Consider the following 23,233-nt stretch of genomic DNA (forward strand, 5'->3'; position numbering starts at 1 on the left):
ACTATACCTCACCCATTGCTCTTACATAAGCAGTGTCTCCGATTTGAATCAAATGCTGTTTTAACTGATCGTCCATCAACAGTCTGCTTAATTCACCTGTCTGCTTATCCTTCAAAATTCCTGCATCGTATAAAACCTTAACATAGACCTGTTTCAACCTATTCATCGTCTGTTCCGTCCAAGCCGCTACTCTTGGATTCTGCTCAGCTTTAGATGCAATATACAAGTTAATATCCTTCTTTTCCAAAATATAATTTCCATCTTCAAACTTCTCTTGGATAACTTCATTCATAAATTCATAAAAGAGCCTGTCCGTCTTCATGATTGCATATAGATTAATGATTTTACCTGATTCTAACGATTGCTCCAGTACCATTTGACATAGTGCATCATCGAGTATACTTACTCTTCGCAATACTGATGGCAAGCTTCTTCTAATGCTCGACTTGACCTGATATTGAAATAGATTATCCGTGTTCACCTTTTCCTTTATTTCCACTTCTTCCAGCCCTTGAACCCTAAGTCCTACTACCTGTTTCAACTCATAAAATAGGAACGATGCCCCAGTTATGGTTGCACTATATTCTAATTCTATGGTCATGGTTTAGCTCCCTGCCTTCACTTCAAAACAATTTATGTCATTAATCATTCCATTCATATGTAACACCTTTTCAATTACTTCAAGTCGTCGTTTTCCACACTGTTGTTTGAGAATTGTCGTAAATTCATTCTCTTTCCATATCTTCATAGGGTTATTTGTGTAAATGCTGGATACCTTACTGATCATATCTTCTTCAGTAATTAGATTTGCCCAATATCCATCGACAACACCATTTATAACTGTTGCCAGTTCTCTTTGTGTTTTGTAGAACAGTTTAATCTCCAAAATTAACACCTCGTCGCACATCAAGTAATACTTTAATATTATTTCATTCTTACTTTTTTCTCAATGGAAGATACCTGCAGCATAAAAGAAAAACCGCCATATCAGCGACTCCATCCATCAAGTATTCAGTAAATATTACAAAATGCTTGAACTATCATCGAATATTGAAGCATGTATTAATATCATTAGACCAATCCTGAATAAGGTTAAAACAGTACCCCAAGCTTCCTCTTAATCTCCATAAAACCATTATGGATTTTTTGTACAACTCATTTTGATTTTTATCCATATGCATAAAAATTCCTAGCATGAGTAATTCCCCGTCTCAGGGAAACCTCGATCGTTTTCCAATTTGCTGATTGCTTGTCTTGTCGTACTCAACTTTTCTGCTGACATGTCTTGAAAAAGTCCCCTTTGTCTTCTTACTTATAAAGATTTTCACTAAAAGTCATCGTCGTGTCCCTTTTTTTGATACCCAAGTTGTGTGAAAGCAAAGCTGTTGTTCTATCACTCTACGAGTGTATATTGTCAACTTTTACAGTTACACTTTAGTTACAGCATGCATTTACACACAAAAACACGAAAAAAACGCCCTAGATCATTATCTAAGGCGTCGAGCATCGTAACATGTTGTATCATGTCGCGACTTCACTATATACTCGATTACACTGTGACTTCATTTCAAAGCGACAATAACTAAAGTCAGTTGTAAAAAATCTTTGTAATCAATTTTGTTGATTTATTGGATTTGTCGCAGCATGTGAAAAATGGGAAGAACAAAAAGTAAAGGACCCTAAAAAACAACATCAAATAGTTTCAATGGGTGCGAACTGTTAGATGTCAGTAGCACATAGTAAACAGACTGTGTGATTTTCATAGTATATCTAGGCTATACATGGCACTCCTACTACATTCGCCCGAATCAAAAACACTGAATATGCTAGTTCTTTAATAGTCATCTAAAACGAAACGTATATCGAATGGATATTGAGTATTTCTCAAAAGACTAATTAATAAGTCATGAGAAGATAAAAATTCCTTCCCAATTATATTCGCTATTTCTTGAGATAATTTATCCTGACCAGTCAAATTACCTATAATATCGACCAATATAGCTTGAGCTAAAGGGTTCTTCTTCTCTAGTGCAATTACTAATATCAAATTTAAAGTAGATATTTGCAGTGCTAGATTTTGTGATATTTTATAAATTCCATTCAAATGCTCTGAAAGGCGACCCCACTCTTCTTCATTACATTCTATCACTCTGTAAATGTTCACTTTTGCTATATGTATAAATGGCACCATTACCGTTTCATGCTTTGCACATTCCTCAAGCACATCAATGGGAATGGATAAGAATGGTCTAACGAATTTTTCAACGACTTCATTTGATTCTTCAATATTCACTATAGATAGACATTTTAAAACGTGCTCCACATCGAAAAAGAAATCTTGGAATGCATAAGATTTTAAACTGCCAAATAAATAATCACTTTGAGCCAAACTATTATTTAAATCATCCATTAATTCTAGGGCAGTTTGGTACCTCTTAGAACGATCCTCCTCCATTGCTTTTCCAACAATAGGCTGATATTTAATAAGCGTTCTGAATCCTTGCTCAGGTGATTCTCCGCTAAATATGAAATACATGATGGCACCTAGCGAATAAATATCAGACAGAGAATCTGCATTTTTCAAGCTTTTCTTTTGCTCTGGAGCAGTAAACGCAGCTCTTCCATATGCTATGTTAGAATGTCTTGTGATTGAAGAAAGCGATTGGTCATCTCTCGCTAAACCAAAATCAGCAATTTTCGCCAATCTTGTCTTGTCACTGTTGGAAAATATCAAGATATTATGTGGGGCTATATCTCTGTGACTTATTTTATAACTATGTAGATAAGATACGCCGCAAAGTATATCTTTAAATATACTTAATTTAATTTCCTCTGATGCGGCAGGGTTTAATTCTAGCCATTTCTCTAAAGAAGTTTCCGCTAAAGGCATTGTGAATAGAGCAGGCTCGTTATCGAGCTTTATTTTGTCAACTTTAATAATATTAACATGAGATATCCTTTCTCTTAAAAGTCTGACCTCTCTTTTAAAGCGGAGTAAATAGTCCTCCCCTTCCTTTCCATAATCTTGAAAGAATACCGACTTCTCAAAGAGTACTTTACATGCCATTTCTTTTTTTGAAATTGAATCAAAAACTCTGTAAACTTCAGCAAACCCACCTGATCCGATTTTTTTCAATGGAATTAGGTGATTTTTTTGCTCTTCTCCATTTTGGTTTTCTAAAGCCCACAAACGACGGGCTAATCTATTTGAATACGGACAGAATATGATGCGGTACCCATATAAAATATGTATAATCTGTTCTTTATCAGGTTTTAAAATGATGTCATTTCCGTTATCCAAGTGATTTAACACTTGTAGTGCAAACAACATCATCTTGCCTCCATCCGAATTAGGTGCTAAAGCATGAAAATCATCTGTAAGTTTGTAGGAAAATAAAGGTAAAAACATATTATTTTCTACAGGTAAATTGTCAAAAGTTTTTTTCACTAGGTTAAGTAATTGCCTAAGTAAATTTGATTTATTTTTATACATCAAATGAATAGATGGTGCATTTTGATAGTTTGATATGAACGAAACAAATCTATCAAACGGACTTTCCTCCTTAGATAGACTCAAAAAAGACTGAAAGAACAGTTCCTTCTTTTTTTCAAATCTGTGTTTATCTTCGCTTTTGGACGTTAAGTTCCCCAAAAAGTATAATTGTAGAAGATCGTTTATATCCAGACCTTCAAATGAATCTTTATATTTTGTTTTCATAATAGCTTTTTCAAATTTTGCAGCAGTAATCGTTAGTGGCTTGTCATTCCTGTATACCTCACCAAAAAAACCTTCTAACGTTTGTAGTTGGTATGGTGATAGATCGCTAAGGACAACTTTAGTACCCTTACTAATTCTTCCATAACTTCGGTATTTATCCCGAAAAAGTGTAAACAAAGCACTAAATCCTCGCTCATTTCGAAAAACTTCCGCGAGTTCCTCTACTGAAGACTTCATAAATACACTCCCTTAAAAATATACCTACATATGGATCTATATCAATTTTTTGATACTCGAAACAAGATGGAATAAAATCCTTCACTTACTGACGCATTATGATAGCTCTATAGATTCAATTACAATTACAACGCTCTGTGTGTCCTCTATTTCATCCTTTTAGTGATTAAAGTTATCCAAAAATAAGCCGGTAACTATTGAAGCTTTTTCGGACCACGTATCTTCCCAAATGCTAACAGAAATTTGTATTCTAGTTATACAGACAATCTTTAACTGTGTTCTTCAGACTTTAACTTTAACTCGAGCTTTTTTAAACGAACCATAGCTCTCATAACAAGAAACGAATAATTGAAGATGACGAGTAAAATGCCCATCCTTTTTAGTTCAAATATGGCTTAATTGAAGTCCATTTGTTTACTCCACTTCGGCTTGCCGCTTTCCGTTCCAGTGATAACGACGAAAACCCATATGCGGAGAAGAAGGTTGCCGCAAAATTGTGACGATCGAAAGTGATTTTACACTTCGATAGCAGCCCCACAAATCATACGAATTCATAATGTAATCAAAGCCAAAGTCTTGAATCATATTGAACATTTTCTCTTTATTGCTTGAATCCACTCCCGCAAATGCTTCATCAAGTGTAATTAACCTTGGTGCGGCATCTGACGCACTCGTAAGGATTGCATCGATGGCCGCGAGCAACGGCATATACAAAATAATCGCTTTTTGACCATTACTGTATCTCCCAAAATTGCGGTTTCCGACTTTTTCGGGTCCTGTACCTTTATCGACCCTCGTTTCGAATATAAACCATTTTCGGTAATCCAAGACCTCTTTGTATGCCTCCAGCCTGGACATTCTAAATTCTTTTTTTGTTCGCTGTTGTACAGCTTCGATACGCGCACGGAAGTGAGCTGCAACTTTTTCAAGATCTGCAGGATCAATGAATCTACTGTTACGGCTTAACAAATCCACAAGCTGTTTTGTTTTGAGTGTATCGTCTTCCATAGCATCCTTTGCATTCCAGTCCAACCGAATCCGAAGTCCCTCGAACTCATGGAACCTATCGTTTACATCATTAACCCATTGTCCAGCTTCATAAATACGTGCTTGGATTGTACGTCCGATCTCATTAATCACAATATCTGTAAATAGTTTTTTTTCTTTATCCCCTATATTTTGTTTTAATTTAAACTCAATATCGGACAATTCTTGAAGCAACTCTAGCGGAGAACATGGAACCCCGTTATTGTTCTGCAGGATTAGCGTGGAATACGAGGTTAACCGAGTTAGCGCCTCTACATCAGTTCTTCCTATTGCCTCTTTTACTTCACTTTCCTCGTTCCAAGATTGTTCGCGTTGGCGACGTAAACGGTAGTCTTCAAGATCGCCTCGCACCGTATTTTCTACTTCCAAAAGGTGTTCAAGTGCCTCTTCACGTTTTGCAGCACTTTTACTGCCCCGCTCTAATATTTGATCGGCCGTATAAGAAGAAAACGGACTCTTTATTATTTGGAGCTTGCGAAATTGTTTAAACCACACGCTTTCTCTTTTCGAAGCTTGTAAAACAGCAGTTTTGATTTTCTCAACTTCTTTTTTTGCATTTTCGATTTGGGGTGTGAGTTGGTTAAATACTTTTTCTGCTTGTCGCTGACCAAATTTAGTGTCGTTAAGCTGCAGGTTCGCTTTCTCAATCTGTTTAAACACATCAGAGTTTGAATCAATAGCTTCTTGCAAACGCTGAATAGTCTTTTCGAGCTTCGCTTGCTCGTACGATAATTCATCGTAATCCTCTTGATAATCCTCTACGATCGACCCTAAAGATTCCAGATGTCCCCTAGTCTGGGAAATCCTCACTTCCACTTCCATTCGTTTTTCTACAAGCTTGCCTAATTCCATGATTTCATCTTTATATTTCCTGCATTGTTCGAGGGTATGGCTGCAAACATCCAGGCGAAGTGGGAGATCCATATCACCAATTAAATGCATAACTTGATTTCGAACATTAAGAGTTTCTCGTCGAATGGTCTCATAGTGCGTATATGCTTCCTCTTTTTCCGACTCTCGATGTTTAGCATTTCGCTTTTCTACATCTTGCTCCCGATAAATGTCCTTAATTTCTTGTGTAGAAGGGATCTTCATCCATGTTCGGTGTAGTTCGTCTATCTCGGCCTTCGCCGTGCGTTGTTCGCGGCTTTGATTCGACAAATGCTGTTCTAACTCATCTAGTTGCTCTCGAAGGGCAAGCAGGCGCCGCTGACGAGCCTCCTCTCGAGCCCGAAGACCGACATACGACTCACTGCATCTAGGCGCAATTCCTTCTAGGAATCCGCTACGGAAAACGCCATCCACGCCGATGTACCCTTCTTGATGTTCGTCAACTGAAATTCCCTGCAGGACACTCTCAATTGTTTTTGTATCAATTCTATCACTAGGAACAGGCTCCATCAGATCGCCTAGATGCTTGCTTTTCGGCGCTTGTGTGCGAAGTACAACCGCTTGACCACTCGCCGTTGCTTCATATTCCTTAGGTACAATAACAGCTTGGAGCAGTCCAGAACGTTGAATGACGGACTCGACACTTTTTCGGATATGGTCCGAAACGGCGTCCTTGAACTCGACAGCTTCGAAAAAACGAATATATGGGATTTGAAGCTCATCAAGGCAATTCCATTGTAGTCTCTCCTCTTTCTGTTCAGGAGGTTCTACAAATGGCGCTGACAGAGCCTGCTCATATTCGATTTGAACTTTCTTGATTTCACTAGTTAGCCGTTGAACATGGTACTCTGCTTCCCTTTTTTGGATTCGAAATGGTTCTTCCCGGGACTCTAATACATTTTGCTTCCAAGAATAGAACTTTTCCTCATCTTCACCATATTCATATAAATCACTTAAAATTCCCTGTAACACCTCCCACTCTCGTGCTTCAATTGATAGGCCGTGATAAGCTGACCAACTTTCGATTCGTTCGAACAACTCGACTCTGGACTTTTGAAGCTGCTTGTACAACGAGTCTATTTTTACAATTGAAGCATTATAAGCCTCAAGTTTGTTTTCAAACTCGATTCGTTTTTGGATGGTTTTCGCTTCTTGCTCTTGATAGCGCCGTAGATTTTCTTCAATTTCTTTTAATCGTGCAATTTGCCGATTAATTTCTTCTTTCCACGCCACAATTAAACCGATCTGATCTGCCGTTGTAGAGAATTGACTAACATAACGATCATGGTAATCGAACTTGATCAGCTTTTCATACTCTGTCAAGTAATCGAGGATTCCTTGGATCTCATCCTTAATTTGAAGTTCATTCCGAACTGCCTCCTCGATGGTTTGTTCATTTTTGTGAACATCCGTCTTGGAGTTACGGAGTTGGGCCTCCTTTTGGCTCAACCTGTCTTTGACTTCACCAAACTGACTTTCCACTCCTCGCTTCTTTTCTTCAGCCTTGAAGATATCCTGATGAGTTTCTTTAAGCATGTTAACGGTTACTTCAAGCGCCGTAATTTGTTGCTCTGATTCTTCAATTCGCTCTTTCGCTTCCGCCTGTCTTTGGGTCATCTCCTGCAAATCATTTTCTTTTATGACAAGGCGACTTTGCTCATTTTCAAACAATCGAGAGGAGCGAGAAACATGCTCGGAGAACTCGAAGAACAGAGCAAATTGATAAGCTTCATAGGCCGCGCTCAGCTTTTTCAATGCTTCTACTTCAGATGTTGTCTTTGCTAAGAGTTCTTCTTGCTCAGTAATTTTTGATACAATATTCGTTAGCGACTCCAAATCTTTATCAGATAGTTCTGGGAGCGCGTCCGTCAAACTTGTATTAATAATGCTAGGGCCAACATCTTTGCTAATTTTCGGCGGCCGAAGTTCAATTAATAGCTTGATATACATATGAAAGGTATGAATATTTTGAAACCCGAACAATAGCCGATTGACCTCTTTCGCATAATCGGCTTTATCTTCCGTAATGAATGATCCTTTGAAACGGCCACAGAAGTCACGATAATTAAGTGGAGCCTTCCCATCCCTTGTTTGGTCGTATAGTAACAAGTCTTTCCCGATCTGCTTTCCATTTGTCACAATGAAATACCAGGTCGCTAAATCTCTTGACTTACGCACGCCCGAAAGGCCCATACCAATGGTTATGAGTTGCTCCCCCTTACGAAATTCCATGTAAAGGTAGCCGTTTCCGTCTTTCTTTTGATTGACCGCCTCTTCACCAAGATGAAGGTCAATCAGCAAGCGATCAGTACGCTTTTGAGGATCAAGGCGAGAAGGGGTGTAATTCCCATCAAGGAGCAGGGGCAACATCAAAGTCGAAGCTATCGTCTTCCCGCTAGCATTATCACCACGAATAAACAGTTTTCCGTCCGATAGTTCAATTTCCGTATCGGCATGATACCAAATATTAAAATAACCAATTCTGGTCGGTTTCCAGTTCACGCTTAACGTCCTCCTTTAGCGGTACTTCTGCGTTTACAATTTCACCTGCCACACGTCCTAAAGCATCACTAAAGATCCATTCATCGTTTACTACTTTCAACATGCCTAGTTGCTTCATATAGTCGACAACTTCTTCCCATAGCGCTCGATCAGACAAGCTGGATTTCGCTAAATGCTCCAGATTCTCCCTACGAACAGAAACAAAAAGGTCGAAGGCATCTTTGCCGTGAAGCGCAACATGGCCGCGGTGATTCAACCAACTTTCACCTTGTTCAAGCCGATCACGTAAATGAGTCCCTATCGCAGTGACGATATGGGAATGAGTGTTGTAAGCAGGGTAAACGCTCTTCCCTTCTCTGATTTTGTCATGGACTAGAATCCAAGTTGAGGCATATCGCTCTAGGAACACACCTTGAAACACTTCTTCCAACTTTTGCTGCATGCGAAGCCCGTGTCGTTCTGCATAAATTACTTCATCTTGTGATAATTCAGATAAAAACAGGCAGCCCTGCGTAAATAAACGTCTCCAAATTTGCTGTTCACATATCATGCCTTCTTCAATTTCTTCTTGATGAAACGCCTCTCTAAGCGAATTCATGTTACTATGTTCAGATAACGATCCACGAGTCTGACGAATCGCATGCCTAAGCCCATTGGAGACTTGCATGAGTAAATCATAATCTTCGTTGTCTCGAAATTGGTCAATGGTTCGGTCGAACATAAGAAGAAGCCGTTCTTGTTCCAACGTTTTAATTACGCGAATCAGACTTGTACGAACCCCATGATCAGACCACGAAATGGTATCTGGCTCTCCAGGATAGTACGCTTTAATGCTTTCAAGCAACTCGCGTAGTACAAATTGTTGATCCTCACCCTTCTCTTCCATGAACGCCAGTACACAAGCATATAAAACAAAATCCATTTGGTATTTCAGTGAGTGCGTAGGATTAGGATCGAGCACTTTCCGTTCGGGGCGTTTGATCAAACGAACATAGCCTTCCCCCATGTAGAAAGGATAATGAAACCATTCCCGAAAAACAGCTTTTAATTTGTGCTCGTGACTTCGAATACGAAAGTATAATTCAGGCTTATGCTCCCTATAAATCCACTCTTCGGACCAGAGCAAAAAGATTAGGGTTTGAATCTCTTCGTTTAAGGATTCTGCGTTACTCACCTGCAACACCACCCTCTAACACTATTTCAATGTCATCCATGGTAAGTTCTCCATCTGTACACTTCATCTTAATGCGGTCTTCACTAGCAATAAACGCACGAAATTCACGTCCGTCAGGCAGATAAGCAATATCATGATTGCGTAAGCCTTCGGTTTCCATGTACAACAAAGTATCCCTTAATCCGGGGCTGATTTCATTCAAGTTTCGTATTCGAATTCGGCCGTTCAGTGAGATCGCTTCCAATTCCCTTCGCAATCTTTCCTCTTGCTCTTTATGTTCCATTTCAATTCGCTGACACTCGAGTGGGTCCTCAAGTAGTATCGATTTTACTCGCTTAACAAATTCTCTCTTTTTACGGGGAATTAATTCGATCTGCTCTGCAGGTAACTCCCATATAGTTTTGGTTTCACTGTCTGACGTCTGTATGTCGGTGATAACGATTTGGGAGGCGGGACCAATCCCCTTTATATAGCCAAACAATTCTTTGCAATCTTCATCATCATTGGCTTTGAAAAATAGGTTCGCAAGATGCAAGTAATCATGTTTTCGGTTACTATAGTGGAAAAGCCGATCGCTTACTTGTCTAGACAGACGAAGAACTTTGCTAATTGCGTTTTTGGTTTGCTCCATCAAAAAGTAGTACCCGCCCTCCTGGGAGCTTTCACTGGCAAACCAATTAATCATCGATTGCCACTGCCTTTTGTGCAATTCCATGCGCTCTTCTTGATCCGTGTCTTTGAGGGTAGGAAGCTGTATAAGATTGATCTCGTAATCCACGATTAAATATATGACAGCCTCTAAGTAATCTTTGGGGATGGACATCAGTTTTTTTAAAATACTAACTTGCTGTTTTTGAATATCGCGAACAAATTCGTCCAAATAGCTAACAAATTTATTTTTATGCTCAAGGAACCGATCAGAAAGATAGGCTGCTTCCATGTCACTGCTATTCACATGGGAGAGGTAATCCGACGTATCGATGCGCAAGCGATCATGCCGACCCATGATTTCATTCCAAAGGTTGTATAATTCAGATGGCTCTTTCATCGTTGCACTTTTGAAGCGATCTAGCTCTTCTATAATACGGGCCGCTAAATTCTTCTCTAGTGAGCCCCTTACTCGATTTGCTCGTCGCTCCATCGTTGCGATCATTTCTTCAACATCTATGAGTGCATCGGTGGCTCGAATCAAATGTTTCTTACGCTTGAAATCTTCATAGGCCGCGTATTTGGCATTTTCTTGTTGCGATATCTCGATATTGCCCCACTCTTTCATCGAACCAAGGTCCATCTCCAAGTTCTCTATTGAGTAGTCGGGGAACCGTTCAACAAACTCATCCATTTGTCTTAAAGCGTTATAAACATCTTCTATGGTGAGCATGCTTCTAAACGTACGATGATGTTCGTATAAAACACGGGCAATAGGACGATAGCGATCGGTCCGTTGGTGTGCAACCAAGTAAGTGAATTGCTCCAATCTATTAAAAAGACTCATAATATTCTCCTTTGGAGATTTGCTTATTCTATTATTATATACTTTTTACAACTATAAGATTGGAATATATTCCATATATTTTTCACTAATTAATCTCGTGTAACAAATCTACATGTGGTAATACTACTCCATAATTAAAATTGTCTATGAGTGATTATGAAAGTTTACTTGCTCTTTGTTTAGCACCCGCCTTACAATAAAAAGAACAATGATTGGGAACCATAGATCTATATTCCCATCCAATTGCGTTAAGGCATTTATGCATTTATCAATACATCGATAGAATAAACGATCGCATTTTAAAACCAATCGCTTGTTTTACGTACTCAACTTCCGCAAACATCTCTTGAGAAAGTCCTTTTTATTTTCTTAACTCATAAAGCTTTTTGTTAATGTCATAGTCGTACCCCTTTATTTTGATAGCCATATTGTATGGAAAGTGAGCCCAAGACTCTATCACTCTACAATTGCATATTGTCAACTTACGGTTGCATTTTAGTTGCGGCGTGTATTACATATAAAAACATAAAAAACTGCCCTAGATATCATCATCTAGGGCAGTTGATCATCACAACACGATAAGCATGTTACGACTTCACTCTATATTCTCAATGTCTATTTTACAAACTCAAACTTTATTTCAATGCCATAAAACTAATTTTATCAGAGACTCATCAATACTATTCAACCGTTACACTCTTAGCCAAGTTACGCGGCTTATCAACGTCATTACCACGAGCAAGAGATGCATAGTAAGCAATCAACTGAAGTGGCACAACCGACAATGCCGGGCTCAAATGAGGAAGTGTAGTCGGAATGACGAACACACCGTCTGTTTCTTTTCCTACAAGCCCCGCATGTGCCTCATCCGTAATCGCGTAAACGACACCGCCGCGAGCTTTTACTTCCTTAATGTTGCTCACCATTTTCTCAATAAGAGCTGGTTGAGTCAACAAAGCAATAACCGGAACGTTATCTTCGATCAACGCCAACGTACCATGCTTCAATTCACCCGCTGCATACGCTTCAGAGTGAATATAGGAGATCTCCTTCAACTTCAAGGAACCTTCCTGTACAACCGCATGGTCAACCCCACGACCGATGAAGAACAAGTTGTCATGCTTCGCCATGTCTTCAGCAACACGCTTCATTTCTGTCGCTTGCTCAAGCAGCTTCTCAACTTGCTCTGGCAATGCTTCGATTGCAGCAAGCTCTCGACGAAGCTCAGCAGCTTCAGCACGACCTGTAACTTGTGCCCAGTATATGCTGAACAGCATGAAAGCAATAAGCTGAGACGTATATGCTTTTGTCGAAGCAACTGCAATCTCTGGTCCCGCCCAAGTCACGATCGTATCGTCTGCTTCACGTGCAACTGAGCTGCCGACAACGTTCGTAATCGCCAATACAGGCGCTCCACATCTCTGCGCTTCGCGAAGTGCAGCCAATGTGTCTGCTGTCTCACCAGATTGGCTAACAACGATAACAAGCGTCTCTGGCGTAATGATCGGATCACGATAGCGATACTCAGAAGCAACATCGTTCTCAACAGGGATCTTCACTGCACGTTCAATCAACGTACGGCCAACTAATCCTGCATGATAAGCTGTACCACAAGCAATAATGTGAACGTTACGAATTTCCTTCAAGCGCTCAGGAGTCAAAACTTTCAATTCAGGAAGTTTGACACCTTCCAACCCATCCAGCATACGACCGCGCATTGTGTCGCGATATGCCTTCGGTTGCTCATAAATTTCTTTCAGCATGAAATGGTCGAATCCGTCCTTTTCTGCAGTCAATGCATCCCAATCGACAACAATCATTTCCCGAGAAATAGTATTGCCCTCGACAGTCATCAATTCGACAGCGTCCTTTGTCAGGACTGCCATTTCATTATCGTTCAAAATATATACGCGTCGCGTATATTGTAAAATAGCTGGTATATCAGAACCGATAAAATTCTCGCCTTCGCCAACACCGATAACAAGTGGGCTTGCGCAGCGTACAGCAACCAGTCGATCTGGCTCATGCTCTGTCAACACGCCAAGTGCAAATGCACCGCGCATATGACGAATTGCACGCTGTACAGCTTTCACAATATCTCCATCGTATTCGCGAGCAATCAAGTGAGAGATAACTTCTGTATCTGTCTCAGACAAGAATTGTACGCCTTTCGCGATCAACTCTTCTTTTAGCTCCAAATAATTCTCGATAATACCGTTGTGCACGACAGAGAATTTCATCGTCGCATCTGTATGTGGATGGGAGTTCTCATCCGATGGCTTACCATGTGTCGCCCAGCGCGTATGACCAATACCAGCGTCTCCTAGTAGTGGACTCACTTCCAACTGAGAAGCTAATACTGCCAAGCGGCCTTTAGACTTACGAACTTGCAAACCTTGCTCTGTAGTTACAGCAATACCCGCAGAGTCATAACCACGATACTCCAACTTGCTTAATCCATCCAACAATACTTCCTGCGAATTACGAGCTCCAATATATCCAACAATACCACACATAAATAGGTAACCTCCGTTATGGGGCTGCCTCATTCGACATCGCCGCGCACGAAAGTTCCTTCATACTCGTTGGACTATCAGCTATATAGATATATACACCCTTATTCCGTCCAAGGGCTGTAAATGTCACACATTGACTTTACCTATTCATAGAAGCTGTGGTCTACCTGTTCCGACAACTGCATCCAGAAGGTAGTTTCCTCTTGCAGCATGTCGATCAGGGAGAACCTTTTCTTGCACCAACGAGCAGAAGCTGAACCATTGTCCAGTCTACGGTTGTGCGATGCTGTAAGGAGGCAGACCACCTCGTTATATTTTATAAGATCAATAGTAATGTAAAAGTTCAAGTTCCATCTTACCGATACGCATTGTCCAACAAGTTGCCTCGTTGTTTTCTGCTATACCGTTTCGATGCAGATGGTACACCGGGAGGTCCCCGCCGAACAGGTTCGAACACCTCCACCTCGTCCACTTGCTGCTGCTGCCGTCCATAGCTGCAAGTGCTGGCGCTTGTATTACCTTATTAATTTACTACCCTGCCTTTCTTGTTTTGAATACGTATTCAACCTATAGATCGCATTTCAAAGATAAAACGAACACGGCAATGTTCGACGTTATCCATAACCTTTAGATTGAAGATGTTCTTAATTATATGCATTGCTGCACTCATTTGCAATATACGCTATGATATTTGTATATAATTACTACTTAATATGATTATACATACATATAATAACTAAATACCTTCAACATACACAAAAAAACCGCTCCTCCCCGCTTCTGTTGCTTAGCGAGAAAGAACGATTTTTTATTTACAACTAATTCACTTATTTAAGAACTCTCAAGCATCCTGCCTACCACAACCGGTAGAGTTCAAAAAATCTACTCGTTACAATCATAGCTTTAACCTAATGCCTGCACGATGCCATTATTCTGTTTTATTGCTATCGCATTTGAAATAGCTATCGCTTCAGCTTTCACATACTATTGAAGCTCACGCTCAACAACATCTGCAATACGCTTCACATAAGCTTCTACCAAGCCCTCTTCAGGCCCTTCCGCCATAACACGGATAAGAGACTCTGTCCCGGACGGACGTACCAATACACGGCCATTATCGCCAAGCTCAGCTTCAACAGCTGCTACTGCTTCTAGGATAGCAGCGTTGCCTTCATACTTGCTCTTATCCTGTACACGTACATTGACGAGCACTTGCGGATATTTGCGCATAAGAGCCTTCGCCTCAGAAAGTTTCTTCCCGCTTCCTACAAGCGTATCGACAAGCTGAATCGCTGACAGCATACCGTCACCAGTAGTGATGTAATCAAGGAAAATAACGTGGCCGGACTGCTCTCCACCTAGGTTAAAAGAGCCACGACGCATTTCTTCCATTACGTAGCGGTCACCCACACCTGTTTTCGCCGTTTGCAAACCAAGCTTCTCTGCTGCCTTATAGAAGCCGATGTTGCTCATAACTGTCGATACGATTGTACCGTTGTTCAAACGCCCTTCACGGTTCATAGCTTCGCCGCAGATGAGCAAAATAAAGTCGCCGTCAACTTCTTCACCTGTCTCATCGACAGCAATAAGACGATCCGCATCGCCATCAAAAGCCAATCCTAGATCCGCTTGTTGACGCAATACTTCTTCGCGCAGCTTCTCTGGATGTGTAGAGCCGCAATCCGCGTTAATGTTCAAGCCGTTAGGCTCACAAGCAATCGCGATTACTTCAGCGCCAAGATCACGGAAGATCTTCGGTGCTAGTTCGAACGCTGCACCATTCGCGCCATCCAATACGATGCGCTTGCCAGCGAAAGAGTTCTTAACTGTCGTTTTCAAGAAATCGACATACTTCCACTTCAATTCTGTATCTACAGAAATCGTGCCCAAGTCTGCGCCAATCGGGCGAGGAAGCTCGTCTACAGCCGCATCCATAAGTGCTTCAATTTCGTTCTCTGTCTCATCAAGCAGCTTAAAGCCATCACGGCCAAAGAACTTAATTCCGTTATCTTCTACAGGATTGTGAGAAGCAGAAATCATAACCCCTGCGTCAAATCCTAGTTCCTTCGTCAAATAAGCAACTGCAGGTGTCGATACGACACCTACTTGTACAACGTCTGCACCAATCGAAAGCATTCCCGCAGTTAGAGACGCTTCAAGCATACGTCCTGATACGCGTGTATCCATTCCGATAAGCACACGTGGCTTCGATACTTCTTTCGTCAATACATATCCGCCGCAGCGTCCAATTTTATATGCCAATTCTGCTGTTAATTGTTGATTTGCTACTCCGCGGACACCGTCCGTACCAAAATATTTCCCCATTTTCGTCTCGTTCCCTTCGATTATATCCCATTGATTAATTTTATTTCTGTATACGCAAATATGTGTCATAGTGTTATCTGCAATCTGTTCTCTTTATCTATGTTGCAAATGGTTTACAGGTATACACTAATAAGCATCCAATGAATAGCTTATATGGCTATTCATTATAAAATGTGATCAGCTTGTCCCATCTGTAGCTGGAGCCTCTGGTGAATCCGTTCCCGCATTCGGACTTTCCGACGAACCATTCGTCCCGTCCTGCGGATCTGTTGTCGAATTCTCATTTGGCGTTGGATCAGGAGTTTGCTGATCCACACCCGCATCTGTTTCTACTTCAGGCCCTGGGTTAGGTACAGGATTAGGTTTAGAATTCGTACCTGTACCTGTAGATGATCCCTTTTCCTGTATCGTAACCTTAGCTGTAAACTGCTCGGATTTTGCCAACTTAACGAACCGCGGCAAATTCACTTGAAGGGTAACTACATGATTACCCTGCGGCAGATCATTCACATTCGCTATTAATTGGATATCACTTGCTTGCATCGCATTGACAACAGCTGGCGAGCCTACAACCGTAATATCAAAAGACCTTGATGCTGGCTCTGTTATTGTCGTTACTAAACGATCATTGACACCTGTTAGCGTGATTGGGATATTTTTCAATGTCCTAACTTTCTCTTCCGATATTACGACATTTACCTGAATCTCGCTAGGTTCCATTTTCTCAATGTTTGGTGGCACAGTCAACTTTACACTTACGGTATACTGCCCGCTGGCCTTAATATCACCTAAATCGATGACAGCCTGATCATAGAACTCAATTTTATCTAATTCTGCTTGCGGCCCATATAAGGTTACTTGATTCACACTAGGTGTCACTTGAGCAACGGATAAGCCTTCAGGCAATTGACCTTTAAAGTTTACTTGCAGCGGTACCGTTTTAAAAGGCTTTGTTATCGGCACTTCTACCTCTACGACAGAGGGAGTAATCACCGCATCTTTAATTTCATTTCCCGCTCCATCGTAAGCAGTCAGCTTCACTTGCTGCTGCTTGACGGACTCACTAGCCTGAGCAATATTCACCATACCAATGACAGACTTCACCTCTGTCATACGTGATGTAGGCAGTGACACATGTACACGGTTAGATGGAGTTACAATTGGCGTGCCTGCTGTGTATCCTTCTTTAGGTATCCCCTCTGTTTTTATTACAACATCAACTTGTTTCGTTTGCACCTCTTCGAGGACAACCGTAACCATCGAAGGCTGCAAGCTATCTACTCTTACTCCATCTGGAAAATCATATCGTAACGGAATAATATGTTTGCCCGCTCCATAGCCAGTAACATCGACAACAACTTTATATTCTTCGGCAAGAGCTGCCGCAACAGCTGCTGTCTTGCCGCTTACTTTGACACTGACCGTATTTGGCGTTATTCCTTTAAGTACAAGATTGCTTGCCAAACCTTTCTCTTGCAGCTTCACCCCATCGATAACACGCGTTTCCAAAAGAGGGTGTGTAACTTCATTTGCACTATCTTCATTATGGTGCACCACAGCAAACAACAGTACGCCCAAGACGAGCGCGATGATTTTGGCTGAGTTATTGTTCATTAACCATTTATCCACGCTGATCACCTCTCCGCTTCCAGAACAAACGACGTTCCTTTTTCGTTTCCGGCTTCAGCTCTTCAAATAGTTTCGAAATGAGCGATTCCTCTTTAATATCACGCACAACTTGACCGTTAATTGCCAATGATACCTGCCCTGTTTCCTCTGAAACGACGACAGATATTGCATCGCAGACTTCACTAATTCCAATAGCAGCACGATGCCTTGTACCAAGTTCTTTGCTAATGAACGGATTTTCTGACAATGGCAAATAACAAGCCGCCGCCGCGATATTGCTATTCTGAATAATGACAGCTCCATCATGAAGCGGTGTATTTGGACTGAAAATATTAATAAGCAGCTCAGAACTGATCCTCGAATCCATCGGAATGCCTGACTCCACATACTCATTTAGTCCTGTGCTTCGTTCAAATACAATTAATGCCCCTATTTTTCGACGAGACATATAGTTAATGGCTTTAATCAGTTCTCCAATGACACGTCCTGTCTCATCTTCTTCCGTATTAGAGCGACCGCTAAAAAACTTCCCTCGACCAAGCTGCTCCAATGCACGACGCAATTCAGGCTGGAAAATGATAACAAGTGCCAACACCCCGAATGTGAACATCTGGTTCATTAGCCATTTCAGCGTATACAAATTAAGCCATGTACTAGCCGCCCATGTAACAACTAGCACAAATATGCCTTTAATCAGTTGTACTGCTCGTGTGCCTCTAATGAGCACCAGTAATTTATATATGATGTAACTCACGATTAAAATATCGAGTATATTCTTAATCGTATTCGTCCATTCAATTTCAGCAAAAAAATCCATGAAGGTACCCCCGAGACCCTAATAAGATAATCCTTCTCTATTTAGCTTAACTATATCCTTTTCTGCAACAGATTACAAAGTTCCTTCAAGAATATGTACATTTTCACCTTACATATAAAAAAAACTCCCCCGCGGACATATGCACGGGAGAGCTAGTTTATCGATCGAGATGTCGTCAGACTACGGCGCTACTGCCGAACTGCCGAACAGGCTATTTATCTGGTACCAAATCCAATCAAATGCCTCATCAATCTTTTGAACCGATCCTGAGATATGTGCCGTTGACGCTTGATATACCTGTCCGTCAACAACCGTTAGGTTACCTTTGACTTCGCCATGAACTTCCGCCTTGCCATTATGAATCGTCAAATCTCCATTAACAACTTGACCACTAGGCACAATGACTTTGTCATCTTGAATAATAATATTCATTTGATCGCCTTTGACTACTAACTGCTTGTCAGCATTCCACATGCTTAACCAGCTCGTCGTCATAACGAGGAAGAAAACAGCTGCTACTGTGATGGCAGGATGACGTTTCACCCAAGCAATCATTGGACTCTGCTTACGCTGCGGCCGTGGAATCGCAACCATAATCCGCTCAGTCAAATCTTCCGACGGCGGCTGCAAACGATGATTGAATCCGTAAAGCAGCCTTTCCGCTTCTTCTAACTGGCGGAAACGCTCACGGCAAGCCGGACATGCAAGCATATGCGCTTTTAGGTCCAAGGCACACTGTCGCTCCAAGTCTTCATCCAGTAAATCATGCATCAATGAGACGGCTTGTTTGCAATCCATCTGAGCCAATCCTTTCTTAGGGTTCTTGAGAGAGTAAGCAGCTCTTGTCCGATCATACGGATTAAACCCATTACTTAATGTTTTCGTAACAATATACGATACGTTACGTTCCAAAAATCGTTTCAAACTTTCTTAAGCTAGCTATTAAATTTTCTTTTCCAATTTCTTTCTCAAAAATTCACGTCCACGATGCACACGGGTTTTGATCGTTGTAACCGGCATATCCATTACATCGCTAATCTCTTGCAGAGACATGTCCTGCAAGTACCGTAGAATCATAACTGACTTGTATTTGGCCGGAAGCGTCTCTATCGCTTCATGTATCATTCTCTGCGTCTCACTGACAAGCAAATACGTCTCTGGTGTACGATCATCACTTGGGATCATAGCATAACCATCTACACCGTCTTGATCCGTCATTTCCGCATCAAGCGAATAACTCGGCTTACGTTTACGCAGCCGGTCAATACAAAGGTTCGTCCCTATACGGTATATCCAAGTCGAGAATTTCTGATTCTCGTCATATCGTTCTAAGTTACGGTATACGCGCAGGAAAGTATCCTGCACAATATCTTCCGCTTCGTGTCGGTTACTCAACATACGGTATGCGAGGTGAAAGATTTTGTCTTTATACAGTTCGACAATTTCGGCAAACGCTCGTGTGTCTCCCGCCCGGGCTAACTTCGCGAGTCGTCTTTCTAACGTATCCAACAGTGTCCCTCCGTCCTCACTACTCGTGTTGCTATATCGGTTAAAATCCTTATTAGGAATATGACGGAGCTTAAGGCATAAATCCCTGCAAAGTAACACAGGAAAGGCCGAGCCTTGCTGTAACAAGACTCGACCACCGTACCATTCCTTACCCATGGTTGCATGTATTTCTGCATACACTCTCGCATGGAAAGGTGAACCGAATTAGCTATAATATTAACCTGTATTGCGAAGACCTGATGCAATTCCGTTAATGGTGAGCAGCACTTCGCGCAGCAATAGCGGATCATCTTCACCAGATTCACGCAAAGCGCGTAATTCTGTCAATAATTCAACTTGCATATAGCTGAGAGGATCAACATATGGGTTACGTAAGCGAATGGACTCCTGAATGACTGGCACATTGTCCAATATTTCGCGTTGCCCTGTAATCTCTAACAGCATTTTTGATGTTAACTTATATTCCTCTTCCACCAATGCAAAAATACGCTCGCGTATACTATCGTCTGTAATCATGCTCGCATATCCCTTTGCGATAAGTAGGTCAGCTTTAGCCAGTGCCATCTGAAGGTTATCGATCATGGACGCGAAGAACGGATAGTTCTCATACATATTACGCATTGTAGCCATATTTTCTGGATTATTGTTGTAGAACTTATCCAATGCCGTACCAGCCGCATACCATGCAGGCAGCAAATAACGACTTTGTGTCCAAGCAAATACCCAAGGTATTGCACGCAAATCCTCGAAACGATCGCTATTTTTACGCTTCGATGGGCGTGAACCGATATTCAGCTCACCGATCTCAGGAAGCGGAGTAGACTCTTTGAAATAGGTTAAGAATCCTGGATCACGGAAGATCAGATCCTGATACTTCTTCTGCGCCGTTTCTGAAATGCTCGGCATCAACATCTCCCATTTCTCTTCCTCCACATTAACTTGTGGATAACGAGCCAGCATAGCCCCTTGCAGCAAAGCAGACGTTGCTTGCTCCAACGAACGATACGCAATTCCCTGCATAGAATAACGTGAGGACAGTACCTCACCTTGCTCTGTTATTTTAATACCGCCGCCAATCGTATGAGGCGGTTGGTTCAATATACTACGGTTCAACGGCATACCACCACGACCAAGTGCACCTCCACGTCCGTGGAAGAACTTCAGCTTCACTTGGTGTTCTTTCGCAGTATCCGTTAGCTCATTCAGTGCAACACGAAGCTCCCAGTTTGCAGTCAACATACCGCCATCCTTATTACTGTCAGAATAGCCTAGCATGATTTCCTGCAAGTCGTTCATCGCGCTAACTGCTTTACGATAAATAGGAAGCTCAAACAACTGACTCATAATTTGAGGAGCTGCATGCAAATCATCAATTGTTTCGAAAAGAGGCACCGCTTGCAATGTACAACGTACATCACCATTCGCTTCTTCACGGAACAATCCAACTTCTTTTGCAAGTAACATAACTTCAAGTACATCACTAGCACCTTGAGCCATACTAATTAGGTAGCTTGTAATGCAGGAATGACCGAACTCAAGCTGAGCTTCATGTACAATTCGGTAAACATCCAAACATTCCTTTGTCGACTCACTGTAGCTAATATATGGAGAAGTTAAAGGCCTAGGATCATTTAGCAAGCGGTTAAGAAGTTCAATCTTGTCTTGCTCAGCTAGTGCGCTATAATCCTCAACAATGTTCATATTCGACAAAATTTCAGTCATAGCATTTTCATGCTCTTTACTATGCTGACGAATATCTAGTGTGGCCATATGGAAGCCAAATAGCTCAACTTGGCGAATAAGCTTCTTAATATGCGTATCTGCAGCATAATCAGCAAAGTGGTGACGAAGACTGTTATCAATCAGCTTTAAATCCTGAATAAATTCAGACGCCATTTGATAGCGCTCACTAGTACCCTTCGTTGTCTCTTCCATAACATTATGGAGCTTCTGAAGCATGTAGATGATCTTAACCCGATACGGTTCTTTCGGATTGTTCCATTCAGGCACATTCTTCAAAACAACATTGCTGCGGTCCAGTTCGATGGAATCAAGCAGCTCTTTACTAACATCTACAATACTAGTACTAAAACTCATCGTGCGCATTAAATCACGCAGACGCTGATCATACTGGCGAATCGCCAGCCCACGATGCATTTTCATCGTTTCCCATGTAACCGTAGACGTTACGGAAGGGTTTCCATCTCTATCGCCGCCAATCCATGAACCAAAACGTAAATAAGTAGGTACATGCCAGGACTGCGTAGGATAGTATTTATCTAGGCAACGTTCTAATTCTGCATATACTTCAGGTAGAACATCAAAGAGTGTTTCATTGAAGTAATACATACCGTTACGTACTTCATCAATTACAGTAGGTTTACGATCGCGCAATTCGTCTGTTTGCCACAGTGTAATAATCTCATTCAACAATTTCTCTCTAAGCTGTTCACGCTCGCGATGTGTTAATGTCGGATTATCAAGCTGCATGACATCTTTTGCAATTCGCTTATGAATATCTAGGATGGCACGACGCATTGCTTCTGTTGGGTGTGCCGTCATAACCAATTCCAACGACATTCCTGACAGCATGGTTTGCAGTTCATCTTCTGATATTTGATTTTCTTTCATTTCTAAAATAACGCTCTCAATTGAGCCGGGCTGTACAGTCTCACCTGCAGACCGTTCGTAATCACGCTTACGGCGAATACGGTGATTCTGTTCAGCAATATTCACCAATTGGAAGTATATCGCGAAAGCTCTAATAACCTGATGACGATTATCCGGGTTTAACGTGTTGATTAACTGTTTGAATTCATCATATAATTCTGGCAAGTATACAGCACGAAGAGATTTACTTAGTTCTCGAATCTTCTCAACAATATCAAGAAGTTCTTGCCCACCTTGATGGACGAGTACTTCTCCAAGAATATTCCCCAAAAAGCGTACGTCCCGCCGCAAGAGATTGTTTGAATTTGTTTTATTTGCGGTCAACGTTAAATCAGTCATCCGTCTCCCCCTATCCACTCCAACCATTTTCTAACTTTCTAAATGTTCTTACCATCATACTACAAGTTGTAATGAAAATCTTTAGCTAAATTCTGCTTTACCACATTAACAGCCTAAATTTTTTTTGATTATTATGTATTTAGGTATAGGTCTATATACAAAAAAAGACCTCTTCTGAAGGTCTGTGGTCTCTGTGTTATATAAGATTAATGGAGCGGGTGATGGGAATCGAACCCACGCTATTAGCTTGGAAGGCTAAAGTTCTACCATTGAACTACACCCGCATAACTGGTCGGGATGACACGATTTGAACATGCGACCCCTTGGTCCCAAACCAAGTGCTCTACCAAGCTGAGCTACATCC

Annotated in this window: 13 protein-coding genes, 1 tRNA gene and 1 pseudogene; all 15 read right to left on the reverse strand. The window is 41.4% G+C overall.

The features are described 5' to 3' along the window. Position 1: 1 nt before the first annotated feature. The 15 genes and pseudogenes from NQ117_RS11660 to NQ117_RS11730 all read right to left on the reverse strand — a co-directional run bounded on the left by NQ117_RS11660 (position 2) and on the right by NQ117_RS11730 (position 23,153). Positions 2 to 601, reverse strand: a complete 600-nt coding sequence (locus NQ117_RS11660) for a DUF1819 family protein (protein WP_258278100.1) — start codon at positions 599 to 601, stop codon at positions 2 to 4. A gap of 3 nt (positions 602 to 604) precedes the next feature. Further along, a complete protein-coding gene (locus NQ117_RS11665; protein WP_258278101.1) occupies positions 605 to 895 on the reverse strand; it encodes a TIGR04540 family protein in 291 nt (96 codons plus the stop codon). Between the two features lie 312 nt (positions 896 to 1,207). Next, positions 1,208 to 1,338 (reverse strand): annotated as a pseudogene (locus tag NQ117_RS11670) (helix-turn-helix domain-containing protein); the annotation flags it as partial. Positions 1,339 to 1,834: 496 nt separating this feature from the next. Then, positions 1,835 to 3,955 (reverse strand): protein kinase domain-containing protein, encoded by a 2,121-nt coding sequence (locus tag NQ117_RS11675; protein WP_258278102.1) that lies wholly within the window; start codon positions 3,953 to 3,955, stop codon positions 1,835 to 1,837. Positions 3,956 to 4,369: 414 nt separating this feature from the next. Next, entirely contained in the window at positions 4,370 to 8,395 is a 4,026-nt protein-coding gene (locus NQ117_RS11680; protein ID WP_258278103.1) for a TIGR02680 family protein, read from the reverse strand. Next, positions 8,361 to 9,569, reverse strand: coding sequence for a TIGR02678 family protein (locus NQ117_RS11685; RefSeq protein ID WP_258278104.1), 1,209 nt, complete (start codon positions 9,567 to 9,569; stop codon positions 8,361 to 8,363). Before NQ117_RS11685 ends, NQ117_RS11680 begins: the two co-directional genes overlap by 35 nt. Then, entirely contained in the window at positions 9,562 to 11,064 is a 1,503-nt protein-coding gene (locus NQ117_RS11690) for a TIGR02677 family protein (protein WP_258278105.1), read from the reverse strand. Before NQ117_RS11690 ends, NQ117_RS11685 begins: the two co-directional genes overlap by 8 nt. Positions 11,065 to 11,744: 680 nt before the next feature. Beyond that, the gene (gene glmS / locus NQ117_RS11695) at positions 11,745 to 13,580 is read right to left on the reverse strand and encodes a glutamine--fructose-6-phosphate transaminase (isomerizing) (protein ID WP_258278106.1); all 1,836 of its coding nucleotides are present in this window, start codon (positions 13,578 to 13,580) and stop codon (positions 11,745 to 11,747) included. A 984-nt stretch (positions 13,581 to 14,564) separates the two neighbouring features. Further along, entirely contained in the window at positions 14,565 to 15,905 is a 1,341-nt protein-coding gene (gene glmM / locus NQ117_RS11700) for a phosphoglucosamine mutase (RefSeq protein WP_258278239.1), read from the reverse strand. 177 nt (positions 15,906 to 16,082) lie between these two features. Beyond that, positions 16,083 to 17,534: a CdaR family protein gene (locus NQ117_RS11705; protein ID WP_258278107.1), complete on the reverse strand. Its 1,452-nt coding sequence runs from the start codon at positions 17,532 to 17,534 to the stop codon at positions 16,083 to 16,085. Then, on the reverse strand, positions 17,527 to 18,351 hold the full coding sequence (gene cdaA / locus NQ117_RS11710; RefSeq protein WP_258278108.1) for a diadenylate cyclase CdaA: 825 nt from the start codon (positions 18,349 to 18,351) through the stop codon (positions 17,527 to 17,529). Before cdaA ends, NQ117_RS11705 begins: the two co-directional genes overlap by 8 nt. Before the next feature lie 180 nt (positions 18,352 to 18,531). After that, on the reverse strand, positions 18,532 to 19,149 hold the full coding sequence (locus NQ117_RS11715) for an anti-sigma factor (protein ID WP_258278109.1): 618 nt from the start codon (positions 19,147 to 19,149) through the stop codon (positions 18,532 to 18,534). A gap of 144 nt (positions 19,150 to 19,293) precedes the next feature. Then, on the reverse strand, positions 19,294 to 19,860 hold the full coding sequence (sigW, locus tag NQ117_RS11720) for an RNA polymerase sigma factor SigW (protein WP_144986256.1): 567 nt from the start codon (positions 19,858 to 19,860) through the stop codon (positions 19,294 to 19,296). Between the two features lie 216 nt (positions 19,861 to 20,076). Further along, positions 20,077 to 22,869, reverse strand: a complete 2,793-nt coding sequence (ppc, locus tag NQ117_RS11725; protein ID WP_258278110.1) for a phosphoenolpyruvate carboxylase — start codon at positions 22,867 to 22,869, stop codon at positions 20,077 to 20,079. Positions 22,870 to 23,079: 210 nt separating this feature from the next. Then, positions 23,080 to 23,153 (reverse strand) — tRNA-Gly (locus tag NQ117_RS11730). Between the last annotated feature and the right edge of the window lie 80 nt (positions 23,154 to 23,233).

It is taken from the genome of Paenibacillus sp. SC116 (genome assembly GCF_024733555.1).
Taxonomy (GTDB): domain Bacteria; phylum Bacillota; class Bacilli; order Paenibacillales; family Paenibacillaceae; genus Paenibacillus_B.

Excerpts from the sequence above, each read along its gene's own strand:
- cdaA (WP_258278108.1), bottom strand. The coding sequence starts at position 18,351 with ATGGATTTTTTTGCTGAAATTGAATGGACGAATACGATTAAGAATATA.
- glmS (WP_258278106.1), bottom strand. The coding sequence starts at position 13,580 with ATGTGTGGTATTGTTGGATATATTGGAGCTCGTAATTCGCAGGAAGTA.
- glmM (WP_258278239.1), bottom strand. The coding sequence starts at position 15,905 with ATGGGGAAATATTTTGGTACGGACGGTGTCCGCGGAGTAGCAAATCAA.
- ppc (WP_258278110.1), bottom strand. The coding sequence starts at position 22,869 with ATGACTGATTTAACGTTGACCGCAAATAAAACAAATTCAAACAATCTC.
- NQ117_RS11675 (WP_258278102.1), bottom strand. The coding sequence starts at position 3,955 with ATGAAGTCTTCAGTAGAGGAACTCGCGGAAGTTTTTCGAAATGAGCGA.
- NQ117_RS11690 (WP_258278105.1), bottom strand. The coding sequence starts at position 11,064 with ATGAGTCTTTTTAATAGATTGGAGCAATTCACTTACTTGGTTGCACAC.
- NQ117_RS11660 (WP_258278100.1), bottom strand. The coding sequence starts at position 601 with ATGACCATAGAATTAGAATATAGTGCAACCATAACTGGGGCATCGTTC.
- NQ117_RS11715 (WP_258278109.1), bottom strand. The coding sequence starts at position 19,149 with ATGGATTGCAAACAAGCCGTCTCATTGATGCATGATTTACTGGATGAA.